Here is a 15,026-nt window from a genome sequence, read left to right on the forward strand (position 1 = left end):
GACGGGCTCCCGAGCGGTCGGAATCGGGCCTGGCGCCCCGGACTTCCGTGCCCCCGGCCCTGGCCCCCGGCCCCCGGCCTCCGGTCCGGCAGCGCCGCTTCACATTACCGCTCAGCCGAACACGTCAGCCGTACAGGTAAGCCGTGCGGATCAGCCGTACAGGGGCGGATCGCTCGCCCCCCGTACGCGCAACGCCCCGGCGGAACCGGGGCGTTGCGGTATGTGCGGGACGGGCGCCGGGTCAGCCCACGCGCGTGAGCTTCGCGCCGAAGGACGGCTCGGCGAGGTCCTTCTGGAGCGCCACCGGGACCTTGGCCTGGCCCGGGCCGCTGCCCGCCGTCAGCACGCCGACCTTCGTACCGGCCTTCGCCGTGTGCGGAATGGTCTTGCCCTTGTCCGTCAGCCCCAGCTTGACCGTCAGGGCGTTCCAGCCGACCGCCTTGAGGTCCTTGGTCGCCACGACCGGCGTGGTGCCGCCGACGCCGTCGTCCACCACACCGACGACGTCGCCCTTCTTCACGACCGTACGGTCCTCCAGGGCGCCCTGGGCGGTGGTGAGCAGTTCCTTGCTGACGGCGTTGGCGGTGTCGATGATCGGCGGCCGGTGCTGGCCGAGCACCGCGCCGACGATCAGCTGCGTCGTGCCGCCGACCTGCTGCCGGCCGGCGAAGAGCAGGTTGCCGCCCGCCTTCGAGGTGGAGCCGGTCTTGAGGCCGATGGCGTTGTTGTACGGCGGGAGGGTGTTGAAGTTCCGCCAGGTCTTGCCGGAGGGGTCGGTCCACGACGGCAGCTTGGTGATGTCCACCAGCGAGGGGATCTCCATCGCCTTCTTGCCCAGCTTCACCTGGTCCTGGGCGGTGCTGACGGTGGTCTCGATCAGACCGCTGGGGTCGGTGTAGGTGGTGTTCTTCATGCCGAGATCCTTGGCGGTGGCGTTCATCTTCTTGACGAACGCCTCCTGGGAACCGGCGTCCCAACGGGCCAGCAGCCGGGCGATGTTGTTCGCGGAGGGGATCATGACCGCGGACAGCGCGTCCTTCTGCGAGATGTGGTCGCCTTCCTTGACGGTGTCGAGGACCGACTCGTCACCGTGGCCCGCGCCCTTCTTGCCGTCCTCCTCGGCCTGCTTGTCGACCCGGATCATCGGGCCCTTCTTGCCCTGCTCCATCGGGTGGTCGCGCATGATGATGTACGCGGTCATCGTCTTGGCGACGCTGCCGATCGGGATCGGCTTCTGCGCGCCGTACGAGCCGATCGGGCCCAGGCCGGACACCTCGACGTACGCCTGGCCCTCGGACGGCCAGGGCAGGGACGGCTTGCCGCCGTCGAAGGAGTACGTCGCGTCCGAGGTCAGCGTGAGCGCCGGGTCCGGGAGCGGGCGCACGGCCTGCACGACCACGAAGACCAGCAGGAGCAGCAGGACCAGCGGGGTCCAGATCTTGAACCGCCGCACGATCGTACGGATCGGGGTCTCGGGCGGCGGCGGGGTGTTGGTGAGCTGCGCGAGCAGGTCGAGCGGGGGCAGCGGCTGCTGCTTCGTACGCTCGGAGTCGGGCAGCGCGGGGGCCCCTTCGGGGGCGGTGGACGACGGCTGGGCGGCGGCCGGCTGCGGGCCGGGGCGCGCCGGGGGCTCGGCGGCCGGCGGGAGCGGGGCGGACGCGGCGGCGGCGCCCGGGGCCTTGCCCGGGGCCTTGGGGATGTCCGAGGCGGCGCCGGGCTTACCGGCAGCCGGCTTCGGCGGCTTGACCGGCCGCTCGTCCGCCGACTTCAGCGCGACGAACTGACTGGTCCGCTCGGCGTCCCGCTCGGGGGCCGCCTTGCCGGACTTCTCGTCGTCCTTGGACTTCTCGGCGCCCTTGGCCTCCTCGGCGCCCTTGCTGTCCTTGCCGCCCTTGCCGCTCTTGCTGTCCTTGCTGTCCTTGCTGTCCTTGCTGCTCTCGGACGCCTTGCTGTCCTCGGCGTCCTTCTTGGCGCTCTCCCCGTCGCTCTTCTTGGCGCCGTCCTCCTTCTTGGCGCCGCCCTCGTCGCTCTTCTTCTCGTCCTTCGTGACGTCCTTCTGGGCGCTCTTCTGCGCGCCCTTCTCGGCGTCCTTCTCGTCCTCGCTGCCGCCGGGCTCGGCGTCCTTGGGCGTGGCGGCGGCTGCGGCCTTCTTCGCGGTCTCCGACCGCTTGGGGATGGCGGCAGCCGTGGCCTTCCGGGCCTCCGCGTCCTTCTCCGCGTCCTCCTTGGCGCCCTTCTCGGCGTCCTTGGTGGCGTCCTTGGCGGGAGCCTTCTCTTCACCCTTCGGCTTTACGGCAGCAAACACTCGGGTGGCGTCATCAGCGGGGGCCGACTTCGGGGTCACCGTGCCGAAGACGGCCGTCGGCTGGTCCGGCTGACCGGCGCCCTTCTTGGCCTTGCCGCCCGGCTTCCGTACGGGCAGCGCGGACTCCGCTTCGGCGTCGGCGTCGCCTTCGGCTTCGGTGTCGGCCTCGGCCGCGCCACCGGTCTCCGCGTCGGCCTCGCCCTCAGTCACGTCGCCCTCGACCTCGTCCTCGGCCACGTCGCCGCCCGCAGGGGCCTCCGAGGCGCCAGAAGGGGCCTCAGGGGCTTCCTCACCCGCCTCCACGCCCTGCGCGCCGTCCGTGGCGTCCTTGCCCGCCACCCAGGCGGCCACCGCCGCCTTGAGCCGGGCATCGCCGCCTTCGCCGTTCCCGGAACCGTCCTTCTCCCCGGCCGCCGCAACCGAATCCGGCTCCGCGGGCGTCTCCGTGGACGTTTCCGTGGATTCGTCCTCGGTGGCCTCCTCGGCTGCCTCCCCGGACGTCTCCGTATCCGTCGGTGCAGCACGGAAGACCGCGAGCCGCGGATCGCGTTCGCTCTCCGCCGTCTCCCCCGACGACTGCTTCTGCTCCGACCTGTCGGGGGACTCGCCCGCCACCGGTGTCTCCTTCATACGTCGCGCTGCTGATCTGCCCAGTGTTGCCAAGTGTCCTGTGTGCGAGAAGCGCGGCTGCGTCGCCGCGCGGTCCGGGGCTCGCGCCCCGCTCTCAGAGGCTGTCGCCCACGCGGTAGACGAGAACGACATACCTGCCGGTTCCCTGCCGAATCACCCACGCACTCTCGACAGATGAATGTGAGAGGGGTCACCCTGTCATTCATCCACGCGGGGAGGCATGGATGGGCAGGAGCCGCAGAACAATTCCGGAGGAGCTTCTGCTGCTCGCTTTGGACCCGGCCACGGGAACCACAGCGCAGCCGCAGTCGCTCGACCTCGGTCTTGCCGGGGCCCAGCTAGTGGAGCTGGCTCTGGCGGGACGGATAGCCCCTGACGGGGATCGTATCGCCGTGGTACTGCCACGGCCGACTGGAGATCCGACACTGGATTCGGCGCTCGAGTTGCTGCGACGGCGCGGCAGCCCGGTGCGCGCGGTCCACTGGATCGGCGGGCCCCGGCTGGGGCTGCGCCAGACCTACCTCACGCATCTGGAGCGGTGCGGCATGGTGCATGCCGTGGCGGGTCAGATGTGCGGGGTGCTGCCGACGACTCGCTACCAAGCGACGGACACGGCCATCAGCCGGGAAATCAGGACCCGGCTGGACAACGCGATCCGCACCGGCGTACCACCGGACCCGCGGACCGCGGCGCTCGCCGCACTGGCCCACGCGGTCGGCCTCGGCAAGCATCTCTACCCCGGGAACGAAGGGCGTTCATCGCGCTCCCGCCTCCGGGACCTCATCCGGCACGACCCCATGGGCGGGCTGGTCGCGCACGCCGTCATGGACGTGCAGAACGGCGCCGCGGTGCAGCCGAGGCGCGCAACGGCAGCGGGGCCGGGCCCCGGAGCCGGCCGACAGCCGGCCGCCCGGGCCACGGACGGGACGCCAGGCGTTCCGGCACAGCCACTGCGGGGCAGCATGGCCCGCGTCGGCGCCCGTTAGCCGGACGGACAGTACCCGGGCGGACAGCACCCCGGGACGGACAGGACCGGGACGGACAGGAACCGGACGCACTTCACAGGACGGGACAGCAGCAGGACGCCGCCGACCCCAGGGCGGCACCGGCAGGAGCAGCACTCGCGCGGCAGACAGCGCGCGACGGCTGCCTGACCGGACCCACCCCGTCCGCAGCAGCATCCCTCACGCACGACCGCAGTACCGACAACGTAGCGCCCGGTGACGAACCGGCTGCCGACAGGCAGTACCCGGCGGCCGAACAGCCGGCAACGCAGCACCCGGCGACACACCGCAGCACCGACCCCAGGTCCCGTCCGGGAGCCGCAGTAGGCGCGGGGTGGTGGATCTGCCGTTCTGGACGACGGCGGGCCCGCCACCCCGCGCCCCTTTTCCGGCCGCCCTCGGCCCGGGCCAGTTTCCCGGCCCTCGGCCGCCTGTCGGGCAGGTACCGGTACCGGTGCTCCGACGGCGCTCCGCGCCCCCAGCAGGCGCGCACGCCCGCGCGCCTGCTTCCGCTTACCGCCGGCGCCCGGCAGAGCCCGTACGCCCGCGTACAGGCCCGCACACCGCCTTCCAGGCCCCGGCCCGGGCGCGGGCGCACCGATCCCGGCACCGGGCGCGGGCGCCGGTTCCGCTTCCGTACGCGCTCCCGGTATCCGCCCGTACGTCGCAGCGGGCGCCGTCCGGCCCGCCGCATCCCGTAGGGCCTCTCGTACCCGTGCCCACCTTGTCCGGCCATTTCCCAGCGCGGCGCCGACCGGTGGTGGCAATCTGCTGAACAGGAAAAAACAGCAGTCCGGAGCCGGAGGTGCACGTCCCGTGGCGTCCAATGTGAATCCCACCGTCAGGCGACGCCGGTTGGGCCAGGAGCTGCGCAGGCTCCGGGAGCTCAAGGGCATGACCGCGGAGGAGGTCGCCGAGCGGCTGCTGGTCTCGCAATCGAAGATCAGCAGGCTCGAGAACGGCCGCCGCAGCATCAGCCAGCGCGACGTCCGCGATCTCTGCGGGGTGTACGAAGTCGAGGATCACCGCATCGTCGATTCGCTGATGCAGATGGCGAAGGACTCGCGCCAGCAGGGCTGGTGGCACGCCTTCGGCGACATCCCGTACAGCGTCTACATCGGCCTGGAGACCGAGGCCGCCTCGCTGCGGGTGTACGAATCGCTGCTCGTGCCGGGCCTGCTGCAGACGCCCGGGTACGCGGAGGCGGTGATCCCGGGGACCGTCCCGGAGCTGGCGCCGGACCAGCTGGAGAAGCGCATCCAGGTGCGTATGCGGCGGCAGGAGCGGGTCAGCGATCCGCACACCCCGCTGCGGCTGTGGGTCGTGCTGGACGAGAGCGCGCTGCGCCGCGTCGTCGGCAGCCACCTCATCATGCGCGAGCAGCTGGAACACCTCGTGGAGATCAGCAAGCTGCCGCACGTGACGGTCCAGGTGCTGCCGTACGACACGGGCGCGCACGCCGGGATGTCCGGCACGTTCTCGATCCTGGAGTTCGACGACGCGGCCGACTCCAGCGTGGTCTACATCGAGGGCGTCACGAGCGACCTGTACCTGGAGAAGACCAACGACGTGCACAAGTACACGATCATGTACGAGCATCTGCGGGCCCAGGCGCTCAACGCCGATCAGAGCCGGGAGTTCATCGCCGAGGCCGCCAAGCAGCACGCCGACAGCACGAGGTGAGACGCGGGCCGGGCGCCGGTCGAGCCGGCCGCCGGACTTGAGCTGCGGGGCTTCAGCTGGCGGGAAACGGCCCGTAAGGCGTCCGAATACCGAATTCCGGAAGGGAAGCGGGCACGGTACACCGGCGCCGGTTTCTTTGAAAAGGGATCAAGGAATATGCCATACGAATGAGTGACACCCCTCTGGCGTCGGTGATGTTGGCGCGTAGCGTCATGCATACCGAATCCGCGCCAAGTCGCGGCAACCCAGAGTGAGTCGGAGTAAACATGGCAACCCAGCCCAATTCCGCACTGTCCTGGACGAAGTCCTCGTACTCCGGTGGCAACGGCGCCTGCGTCGAGATCGCCGTGCCGACGACCGAAGCCATCGCGGTGCGCGACTCCAAGAACCCCGATGGCCCCCGTCTGACGTTCGACACCGCCGCCTGGAGCACGTTCGTGACGGAGGTCGGCGCCGGTACGTACGACGTGGCCTGAACGGCCCGTCGTCCAGCCCCTCAGAAGTCCGCGTTCTGCACCCACCAGAAAGCACCACCCGATTCCACAACTCCATATCCGCCGCTCCACAACTTCATTGCCTCACCACACCGCACCACCGCAACGAGCCCTCTCGACTGGATCGCCGTCCCGGCCGAGGGGGCTCGGCCTTCTGCCCATCCGGCGTCCCCCTCCCCCGACGCCGCCCTTCTGGAACAAGGCCGAGCGCGCGGAAGTGCCCACCATGCGGATAGCCGCGCGAGACGCACGTCCGGAGACATAAGCTCCATGCACCTTGCAGCTAACGTCGGTTAACGGCGTGAGCGCGAAATGAGCGATGGGAGCCAGCCGCCATGTCCGGAGCCGCGTCCGCCACTGTCACGACCGCCGTCCCCGCCCCCGTTCCCGGGCTCGCCGGGCGGGCGTCGCGGACCGGGGCCTCGCCCGTGCGGGAGATTCTGGCGCTGACCGCGCGGCCCGAGGTGATCTCGTTCGCCGGCGGGCTGCCCGCTCCGGAGCTGTTCGACGCGGACGGCATCGCCGACGCCTTCCGGCATGTACTGATGGACCGCCCGCGGCAGGTGCTGCAGTACTCGACCACCGAGGGCGACCCGGCGCTGCGCAGTATCGTCGCCGAGCGGGCCACCGCGCGCGGCCTGGCCACCGCCCCCGACGACCTGCTGATCACCACCGGCTCGCAGCAGGGCCTCACCCTGCTGTCGACCGCGCTGCTGGAGCCGGGCGACACGGTCGTGGTAGAGGCGCCCTGTTATCTCGCGGCGCTGCAGATCTTCTCGTTCGCGGGCGCCCGGGTGGTGCCCGTGCCGTGCGACGACGACGGGCTGGACCCCGAGGCGCTGGACGAGATCGTCGTGCGGGAGCGGCCGAAGCTGCTCTACACCGTGCCGACGTTCCAGAACCCGACCGGGCGCACGCTGCCCGCCGAGCGCCGGGCCGCGATCGGCGCGGTGGCGGCGCGCCGCGGGCTGTGGATCGTGGAGGACGACCCCTACGGCGAGCTGCGCTTCGAGGGCGAGCCGGTGCCGTGGGTGGCGACCTTCCCGGGCGCCGAGGACCGTACGGCGCTGCTCGGTTCGTTCTCCAAGATCATGGCGCCGGGGCTGCGGCTGGGCTGGCTGCGCGCGCCCGGCTCGCTGCGGCGCGCCTGCGTGATCGCCAAGCAGGCCGCCGACCTGCACACCTCGACCGTCGACCAGGCGGCCACGGCGCACTACCTGGCGCACGCCGACCTGGGCGCGCACCTGGACCGGGTGCGGGTCGCGTACCGCGAGCGGCGCGACGCGCTGCTCGCGGGGCTGGGCGACGCGCTCCCGGAGGGCTCGCGCTGGAACCGGCCCACGGGCGGCATGTTCGTGTGGGCGCAGCTGCCGGCCGGGTACGACGCGACGGAGCTGCTGCCGTCGGTGGTCGAGCACGACGTCGCGTACGTCCCGGGGGCGCCGTTCTTCGCGGGCCGGGCCGACGCGGCGACCATGCGGCTGTCCTTCGTGACGCACTCCCCGGAGGAGATCCGGGAAGGTCTGCGGCGGCTGGCCGCGGCCCTCCGCTGACGCCCTTCCGTATACGCCCCGTCGCACGAACTGTCATGTGACTCCGTATACGCCCTCCTCTCTGCACCGCACGGGATCCCGCTCCCGTGTGGTGCTTTTTTCTGTGCGGAGCCTGGCGAAGTGTCCGCTCATGGTGCGGGCGCCGTCGCGGGCACGACAACGAGGCGTGAGGTCAAGAGACAGTAAAATCGTTCGGTTAGGTGACTAGCGTTCACATCTGTGACCTACGAACCCTCTTGACCAGCCTCCGTACGAACGATTCAATCCCCGAAGTCCCCACTCCCGCACGGGGACACCGCCTGGGCGAAGTGCTGTTGCGTTCTTGCACGTTCACAAGGCGGACCCCTTGGAGGGGGCATGAACGGTCTCGACTGGACTGTGCTCATCGGATACTTCGGCGTCATGGTCGCCATCGGCGTGTGGTCGCACAAACGCGTCGACAACGTGAGCGACTTCTTCACCGCGGGCGGCCGGATGCCCTGGTGGCTGTCCGGCATCTCGCACCACATGTCCGGGTACAGCGCCGTGATGTTCACCGGGTACGCGGGCATCTCCTACCAGTACGGCATCACTTCGTACGTCACCTGGTCCTTCCCCATCGCGATCGGCATCGCGATCGGCGCCCGGCTGTTCGCGGGCCGGCTGAACCGGCTGCGCTCCCGGCTGCACGTCGCTTCGCCGCTCGAATACCTGAAGACCCGCTACAACCTGCCCACGCAGCAGGCGCTCGCCTGGTCCGGCGTACTGCTGAAGATCGTGGACGTGGGCGCCAAGTGGGCCGCGATCGCGACCCTGTTGTCCGTCTTCACCGGCGTGTCGCTCAACCAGGGCATCCTGATCACGGGCGTGGTCACGGCCGTGTACTGCACGGTCGGCGGGCTGTGGGCGGACGCCCTCACCGAGCTGGGGCAGTTCGTGATCCAGCTGCTGGCGGGCCTGGCGATGCTGGTGACCGTGCTGTCCGAACTGGGCGGGGTCAGCTCCCTGTGGACGGTGTGGGACCGGCTGCCGGCCACGCACACCCAGCCGACGGTCGGCCCGTACACGCTGACGTTCCTGCTGGCGTACCTGTTCATCAAGACCTTCGAGTACAGCGGCGGGATGTGGAACCAGGCGCAGCGCTACATGGCCACCAGCAGCGCCCGTGAGGCGCAGCGGTCGGCGCGACTGTCGGCCGTGCTGTGGTTCGTCTGGCCGGCGGTGCTGTTCTTCCCCATGTGGGTCGCGCCGCTGCTCGTGAAGGCGGAGAAGCCGGACGCGTCGGACTCGTACGCGCTGCTCACCGAACGCCTGCTGCCGCACGGGCTGCTGGGGCTGGTCATCGTGGGGTTCTTCTCGCACACGATGGCGATGTGCTCCTCGGACGCCAACGCCATTTCGGCGGTGTTCACACGGGACATCGCGCCGGCCGTCTCGGCGAAGGCACGCGGCTGGTCGCACCGGGCGGGCCTGGTGGCCGCGCGGCTGTCCACGCTGGCCTTCCTCGGCCTGTCGATGGCGATCGCGACGCAGGTCGACTCGCCGGCCTTCGCCGGCATCATCTCCGTGGTGATCAAGTGGGTGGCCGGGCTGGTCGGGCCGATCTCGATCCCGTTCCTGCTGGGCATGCTGCCGGTCTTCCGCCGGTCCGGGCCGGTCGCGGCGCTGGTGTCCTGGGCGGCGGGCCTGTTCGCCTTCTGGCTGACGAACTACGGGGTCACCGGCCTCTCGCTGCAGATCCAGATCGTCTCGCCGGTCGCCGTCTCGCTCGTCCTGTTCATGCTGATCGGGCTGGTGAAACCGGAGGACACGCCGGAGCGGGACGCGGTACTGGCCCGGATCAACTCCGACGGGGACGACGAAGGTCCCGGTGCGGCGGCGCTGACCGTCCCCGGGCAGTCCGCTCCGCAGGACCAGAAGAAGCCCGTGTAACCGCCGCACCCGGGAGGGGCCGCTGTGCCCGTAAGGGCAGCGCTACGACTCAGGCCCTCGGGTACCGCGCCAGCCACCCCGGTGCCGAGTTGCCGGGGCCGTGGAGCGCGGGCCCCTGGGTCATCTCCATGGCGAAGTCGTCGGCGAGCTGGAGGGTGGTGGCGCGTCCCTCCAGCTCGACCAGCCAGACCGGCGGCAGCGCCGTCTCGCCGTGCAGCGTGCCGAGGAGGTTGCCGCACATCGCGCCGGTGAGGTCGGAGGCACCGCCGTGGTTGATCGCGAGCAGCAGCCCGTGCCGGATGTCCTCGGCGACCAGCGCGCAGTACACGGCGATGGCCAGCGCGCTGCCGGCGTGTCCGGCCTCGCCCAGCGACTCGACCCGGGCGGGGGTCGGCATGCCCTGCCGTACGGCGCCCAGCGCCCGCTTGAGCGCGTCGGTGGTCTCGTCGTGGCCGGGACGGGTGGCCAGGTGCGCCAGCGCCTTCTGGACGGCGCTGTCGAGGTCCTCGCCGCGGGCGAGGGAGTGGGTGATGACGGCGAGCGCGCCGGCCGCGAGGTAGCCGGTGGGGTGGCCGTGGGTCTGCGCCGCGCATTCCACGGCGAGCTGGAAGACGAGCTGCGGCTCCCAGCCGACCAGCAGCCCGAAGGGGGCCGAGCGCATCACCGCGCCGCCCCCGTTCGCCTGCGGGTTGCGAGGCGCGTCCAGGGTGCCCATGACGCCGTCGCCGAGGCCGGCGAGGCACTCGCGGGCCGGGTCGCGGCGGGCGTACAGCCACTCCTCGCGGGCCAGCCAGCCGTCGTCGGTACGGCGCTCGTCGGGGCCCCAGTCGTGCTGCGTGACGGCCCAGCGCCGGTACGCGCGGTACAGGTCGGTGGGCGGGTGCCAGGCGCCGGTGTCGCGGCGCACCTGGGCCCGTATGAGGCCGTCGACGGTGAAGAGGGTGAGCTGGGTGGCGTCCGTGATGGCACCGCGCCGGCCGAAGACGACGGCGTAGTCCGTGAGCCCTTCGGTGCCGTGTGCCTGGCGGAGGTCGTCGAGCGAGGCGTGCGCGGCGCCCGCGCCGAGCGCGTCGCCGATCGCCCCGCCCAGCAGGCAGCCGCGCACCCGGCTGCGGAAGTCCTGCTGCTCGGCGCGGCCCCAGATGGCGTTCCCGCCGCCCGCTGCGCTCACTGTGTCCCTCCTGGCACTGTGCCCTCCTGGACCCGTGCTGCCGCTCCCGACGCCCTTCTGACGCTCGCTGACGCAGGGCACTGTAATCGACAGGGTTTCGGCCACTAGTGGGCAGGAAGGGAATGCGAAGAGGCGACCATGAGGCGGCTTTTGATCGTTACCGGAACTTTCCGGTCACCTGCGCAATATCGGCGCAGGAGTCATCCTCCGCCCCTGGTGTGGGCATGCTCCGACCATGTCCGAGTACGAGTGGGACCGCACGACCATGGCCGTCGTCGCGTGCGCGCTGGCGGGGGACAGCGAGGGGGCGGTGGAGCTGCTGCGCCCGCTCCCCCAGCGCGACACCTGCCACATCGCCGTACGGCTCGCGGCGATGGCCGCCGACGCGCTCATCACCGCGGCGGAGGACGCCGGGGGCGACCGGGCCGAGGCCCTCGCACGCTGGCAGCAGTGCATCCTCCAGCACGAAACGGAGCACAGCGGGGAGGGATGAGAACGGGCCGTCGGGGGCCTCCGGAGACGCTCCGGAGGCCCCGTACCGGCTCCGGGCTAGTCCAGTACCGGCAGCAGCTCCGGCAGGTGTCCGTCGGAGCGGCGGGCCGCGTCCTGGCGCTCCTGGGGCACCGCGCCGTACGTGGTGGTGCGCGCCCGGGCCGGCCGCCCGGCCTCCTCGGCGATGGCGACCAGGTCGCGCACCGACCGGTACGAGCCGTAGCTCGACCCCGCCATCCGGGAGATCGTCTCCTCCATGAGCGTGCCGCCCAGGTCGTTGGCGCCCGAGCGCAGCATCTCGGCCGCGCCCTCGGTGCCGAGCTTGACCCAGCTGGTCTGGATGTTCGGGATGTACGGGTGCAGCAGCAGCCGCGCCATCGCGGTCACCGCACGGTTGTCGCGTGAGGTCGGCCCCGGTCGGGCGATGCCGGCGAGATAAACCGGCGCGTTGGTGTGGATGAACGGCAGCGTCACGAACTCCGTGAACCCCTCGACGTTCTTCTCCAGCGCCGACCGCTGGATCTCGGCCAGCAGCCGCAGGTGGCCCAGCCAGTGCCGGGGCTGGTCCACGTGCCCGTACATCATCGTCGAGGACGAGCGGATGCCCAGCTCGTGGGCGGTCTTGACGACCTCCACCCAGGTGGCGGTGGGCAGCTTCCCCTTTGTCAGCACCCAGCGCACCTCGTCGTCGAGGATCTCGGCGGCCGTACCGGGAATGGTGTCCAGGCCCGCCTCCTTGGCGGCCGTCAGCCACTCGCGGATCGACATCCCCGTACGCGTCGCGCCGTTGACGACCTCCATGGGCGAGTACGCGTGCACGTGCATCCCCGGGACGCGCTCCTTCACCGCCCGCGCGATGTCGAAGTACGCGGTGCCGGGCAGGTCGGGGTGGATGCCGCCCTGCATGCACACCTCGGTGGCGCCCACCTCCCACGCCTGCTGCGCGCGGTCGGCCACCTGGTCCAGCGAGAGGGTGTACGCGTCGGCGTCCGTACGGCGCTGCGCGAAGGCGCAGAACCGGCAGCCGGTGTAGCAGACGTTGGTGAAGTTGATGTTGCGGGTGACGATGTACGTGACGTCGTCGCCGACCGTCGCCTTCCGGAGGTCGTCGGCGATGCCGCAGAGCGCGTCCAGGGCGGGCCCGTCGGCGTGCAGCAGGGCCAGCGCCTCGTCGTCCGTGAGCTTCGTCGGATCGTCGGCCGCCTGCCGCAGAGCGGCCCGTACGTCGGTGTCGATGCGCTGGGGCACCATCCCGGGGGCCGCCGCCTCGCGCAGCGCCTCCCAGTCGCCGTACACCTCGTCGAAGTCGTTCCTGCGGTCGCCGGTGCGGCCCTCGGTGTCGATCGTGCGGTGCAGGTCCGTCCGGCCCGAGCCGTGCAGCGAGAACTCCTCGTCCGGCTCCTGCCAGGGGTGCCCCTCGACCACCGCGTCCTCGCGCGCGAGGCCCGTCTCCGGGTCGGCGAGCGCCCGGACGTGCGGCAGCAGCCGCGGGTCCAGCCAGGGCTCGCCGCGCACCACGAACTCCGGGTAGACCGCGAGGCGTTCCTTCAGCTGGAAGCCGCACTCGGCGGACCGCTCGGCCAGCTCCTCGATCTGAGGCCAGGGGCGCTCGGGGTTGACGTGGTCCGGGGTGAGCGGCGAGACGCCGCCCCAGTCGTCGATGCCGGCCCCGATGAGCCGCCCGTACTCCGCGTCCACCAGGTTGGGCGGCGCCTGGAGGCAGGCGGACGGGCCCAGGATGTGCCGCGCGACGGCGACCGTGGCGACCAGGTCGTCCAGCTCCGCGTCCGGCATGCCGCGCATCGCGGTGTCCGGCTTGGCGCGGAAGTTCTGGATGATCAGCTCCTGGATGCCGTGGTACGCCCGGGAGACACGGCGCAGCGCGAACAGCGACTCCGCGCGCTCCTCGTAGTTCTCACCGATCCCGATGAGCAGCCCACTGGTGAACGGTACAGAGCTGCGCCCGGCGTCCTCCAGGACGCGCAGCCGTACGGCGGGCTCCTTGTCGGGCGACCCGTAGTGCGGACCGCCCGGCTCGCTCCACAGGCGCTCGGCGGTGGTCTCCAGCATCATGCCCATCGAGGGCGCGACCGGCTTGAGCCGCTGGAAGTCCGTCCAGGACATGACGCCCGGGTTCAGGTGCGGCAGCAGCCCGGTCTCCTCCAGGATGCGGATCGCCATCGCACGTACGTAGGCGAGCGTGTCGTCGTACCCCTCGGCCTCCAGCCACTCGCGCGCCTCGGGCCAGCGGTCCTCGGGCTTGTCCCCGAGGGTGATCAGGGCCTCCTTGCAGCCCAGTTCGGCGCCGCGGCGGGCGATGTCCAGGACCTCGTCCGGGGACATGAACATCCCGTGCCCCTCGCGGCGCAGCTTGCCGGGCACGGTGACGAAGGTGCAGTAGTGGCACTTGTCGCGGCACAGACGGGTGAGCGGGATGAAGACGCTCTTGGAGTACGTGATGACGCCGGGGCGGCCCGCGGCGTCGAGCCCCGCGTCCCGTACCCGGGCGGCGGAGGCACACAGATCGTCCAGGTCCTCGCCGCGCGCCTGGAGGAGGACGGCCGCCTCGGCCGCGTCCAGCGCCACGCCGTCCCGCGCGCGCCTCAGCGCCCGGCGCATGGCGTTCGCGGTCGGCGCGGGGCGCCGGTTTCCTTGCGGAGGCTGCTCGGGTCCCTGGGGCGGTTGCTCGGATCCCTGCGGGCTGGAAGTCATCCTCCGAGGATACGAGCGGGTGCCAGGGCGGCCGACGGGCCGCGGAGACCGTTTTGTGTGCGGATGATCACGCCATACGGAGGTTCCCTCCGACTACCGTCCGGGCAGACATCGGGCCACCCCTGCGTCGCCCACGCCTCACAGGTACTCCGCTCACAGGTACTCCGCGTACGCGTCGAGCGCCCGCAGTACCTCGCCCTCCCCCGCCGCCGGCAGTTGGACCACCACCTCGTCGATGCCCAGCTCCTGAAAGTGCGCCAGTTTCCCGGCCGAGGGCCGCACGCCGTACGGGACGACGACCGGCTCGCCCTCGCGCCCGGCCTCGGCCCACACCCGGCGCAGCTCCGGCAGTGCCTCCGTCAGCCCCCGCCCGCCGATCGGCAGCCACCCGTCCGCGTACTCCGCAGCGTGCGCGAACAGCGTGGGCCCGGCTCCGCCGCCCACCAAGATGCGCGGCGCGCCCTTCACCGGCTTGGGGTACGCCTGGCTCGCCCGCACGGATCCGAAGCGCCCCTCGTACGCGGTCGGTTCGTCCGCCCACAGCGCGCGCATCAGCGCGATGCGGTCCCGGGCGAGCGCCCGCCGCGACGACCACTCCACCCCGTGGTCGGCGGCCTCCTCCACGTTCCAGCCGAAGCCGACGCCCAGCGTGAACCGGCCGCCGGAGAGGAAGTCCAGCGTGGCGACCTGCTTCGCGAGGCCGATCGGGTCGTGCTGGGCGACCAGCGTGATGCCCGTGCCGAGCGCCAGCCGTTCGGTGACGGCGGCGGCCTGGCCGAGCGCGACGAACGGGTCGAGGGTGCGGCCGTACTCGCGCGGCAGCGGCTCGCCCATCGGCGCCGGGGTGTCGCGGGAGGCCGGGATGTGGGTGTGCTCGGGCAGGTACAGGCCGGCGAACCCGCGCTGTTCCAGCTCGCGGGCCAGCCGCACCGGCCGGATCGTCTCGTCGGTGAGGAAGATCGTGGTCGCGATCCGCATGGCGGCGTCCCTCCGCGTCGGCTGTCCCGTTCAAGGGCGTGTGGGCGCATGTTGCCGCACCGTCGCCGAGTTATCCACAGGCCTTTCGCGTCG

10 protein-coding genes are annotated in these 15,026 nt (G+C 71.5%); 6 read left to right on the plus strand and 4 right to left on the minus strand.

Annotation, left to right across the window (positions count from 1 at the left end):
* Nucleotides 1-241: 241 nt before the first annotated feature.
* Nucleotides 242-2,935: a D-alanyl-D-alanine carboxypeptidase family protein gene (locus ACZ4MH_RS16140; RefSeq protein ID WP_467754539.1), complete on the minus strand. Its 2,694-nt coding sequence runs from the start codon at nucleotides 2,933-2,935 to the stop codon at nucleotides 242-244.
* A 224-nt stretch (nucleotides 2,936-3,159) separates the two neighbouring features.
* On the opposite strand from ACZ4MH_RS16140, the gene ACZ4MH_RS16145 reads away from it, so the two are divergent.
* From ACZ4MH_RS16145 to ACZ4MH_RS16165, 5 genes are all read left to right on the plus strand, one after another.
* Nucleotides 3,160-3,921 carry a GOLPH3/VPS74 family protein gene (locus ACZ4MH_RS16145; RefSeq protein ID WP_351594014.1) on the plus strand — a complete coding sequence of 254 codons (762 nt, stop codon included), beginning with the start codon at nucleotides 3,160-3,162 and terminating at the stop codon, nucleotides 3,919-3,921.
* A gap of 834 nt (nucleotides 3,922-4,755) precedes the next feature.
* A complete protein-coding gene (locus ACZ4MH_RS16150) occupies nucleotides 4,756-5,622 on the plus strand; it encodes a helix-turn-helix domain-containing protein (RefSeq protein ID WP_030261813.1) in 867 nt (288 codons plus the stop codon).
* Between the two features lie 266 nt (nucleotides 5,623-5,888).
* Nucleotides 5,889-6,098, plus strand: a complete 210-nt coding sequence (locus ACZ4MH_RS16155) for a DUF397 domain-containing protein (RefSeq protein ID WP_351594011.1) — start codon at nucleotides 5,889-5,891, stop codon at nucleotides 6,096-6,098.
* Nucleotides 6,099-6,451: 353 nt separating this feature from the next.
* On the plus strand, nucleotides 6,452-7,669 hold the full coding sequence (locus tag ACZ4MH_RS16160) for an aminotransferase-like domain-containing protein (RefSeq protein WP_351594009.1): 1,218 nt from the start codon (nucleotides 6,452-6,454) through the stop codon (nucleotides 7,667-7,669).
* A 357-nt stretch (nucleotides 7,670-8,026) separates the two neighbouring features.
* Nucleotides 8,027-9,580, plus strand: coding sequence for a sodium:solute symporter family protein (locus ACZ4MH_RS16165; RefSeq protein WP_351594007.1), 1,554 nt, complete (start codon nucleotides 8,027-8,029; stop codon nucleotides 9,578-9,580).
* 49 nt (nucleotides 9,581-9,629) lie between these two features.
* On the opposite strand, the gene ACZ4MH_RS16170 is transcribed toward ACZ4MH_RS16165, so the two are convergent.
* Entirely contained in the window at nucleotides 9,630-10,751 is a 1,122-nt protein-coding gene (locus tag ACZ4MH_RS16170; RefSeq protein ID WP_351594004.1) for an ADP-ribosylglycohydrolase family protein, read from the minus strand.
* Between the two features lie 235 nt (nucleotides 10,752-10,986).
* Here ACZ4MH_RS16170 and ACZ4MH_RS16175 point away from each other — a divergent pair, with 235 nt between their 5' ends.
* Nucleotides 10,987-11,244, plus strand: a complete 258-nt coding sequence (locus tag ACZ4MH_RS16175) for a hypothetical protein (protein ID WP_030261803.1) — start codon at nucleotides 10,987-10,989, stop codon at nucleotides 11,242-11,244.
* Nucleotides 11,245-11,300: 56 nt separating this feature from the next.
* On the opposite strand, the gene ACZ4MH_RS16180 is transcribed toward ACZ4MH_RS16175, so the two are convergent.
* Both ACZ4MH_RS16180 and ACZ4MH_RS16185 read right to left on the minus strand, forming a co-directional pair.
* Nucleotides 11,301-13,955, minus strand: a complete 2,655-nt coding sequence (locus tag ACZ4MH_RS16180) for a bifunctional FO biosynthesis protein CofGH (protein WP_351594000.1) — start codon at nucleotides 13,953-13,955, stop codon at nucleotides 11,301-11,303.
* Between the two features lie 153 nt (nucleotides 13,956-14,108).
* The gene (locus tag ACZ4MH_RS16185) at nucleotides 14,109-14,933 is read right to left on the minus strand and encodes an LLM class F420-dependent oxidoreductase (RefSeq protein ID WP_351593997.1); all 825 of its coding nucleotides are present in this window, start codon (nucleotides 14,931-14,933) and stop codon (nucleotides 14,109-14,111) included.
* Nucleotides 14,934-15,026 lie beyond the last annotated feature (93 nt).

This window comes from Streptomyces sp. NPDC026301 (genome assembly GCF_055567935.1).

What these genes read in the sequence shown, in the direction of transcription:
- ACZ4MH_RS16145 (WP_351594014.1), top strand. Translation starts at nt 3,160, where the DNA reads ATGGGCAGGAGCCGCAGAACAATTCCGGAGGAGCTTCTGCTGCTCGCT.
- ACZ4MH_RS16185 (WP_351593997.1), bottom strand. Translation starts at nt 14,933, where the DNA reads ATGCGGATCGCGACCACGATCTTCCTCACCGACGAGACGATCCGGCCG.
- ACZ4MH_RS16140 (WP_467754539.1), bottom strand. Translation starts at nt 2,935, where the DNA reads ATGAAGGAGACACCGGTGGCGGGCGAGTCCCCCGACAGGTCGGAGCAG.
- ACZ4MH_RS16180 (WP_351594000.1), bottom strand. Translation starts at nt 13,955, where the DNA reads ATGACTTCCAGCCCGCAGGGATCCGAGCAACCGCCCCAGGGACCCGAG.
- ACZ4MH_RS16175 (WP_030261803.1), top strand. Translation starts at nt 10,987, where the DNA reads ATGTCCGAGTACGAGTGGGACCGCACGACCATGGCCGTCGTCGCGTGC.
- ACZ4MH_RS16165 (WP_351594007.1), top strand. Translation starts at nt 8,027, where the DNA reads ATGAACGGTCTCGACTGGACTGTGCTCATCGGATACTTCGGCGTCATG.
- ACZ4MH_RS16155 (WP_351594011.1), top strand. Translation starts at nt 5,889, where the DNA reads ATGGCAACCCAGCCCAATTCCGCACTGTCCTGGACGAAGTCCTCGTAC.
- ACZ4MH_RS16160 (WP_351594009.1), top strand. Translation starts at nt 6,452, where the DNA reads ATGTCCGGAGCCGCGTCCGCCACTGTCACGACCGCCGTCCCCGCCCCC.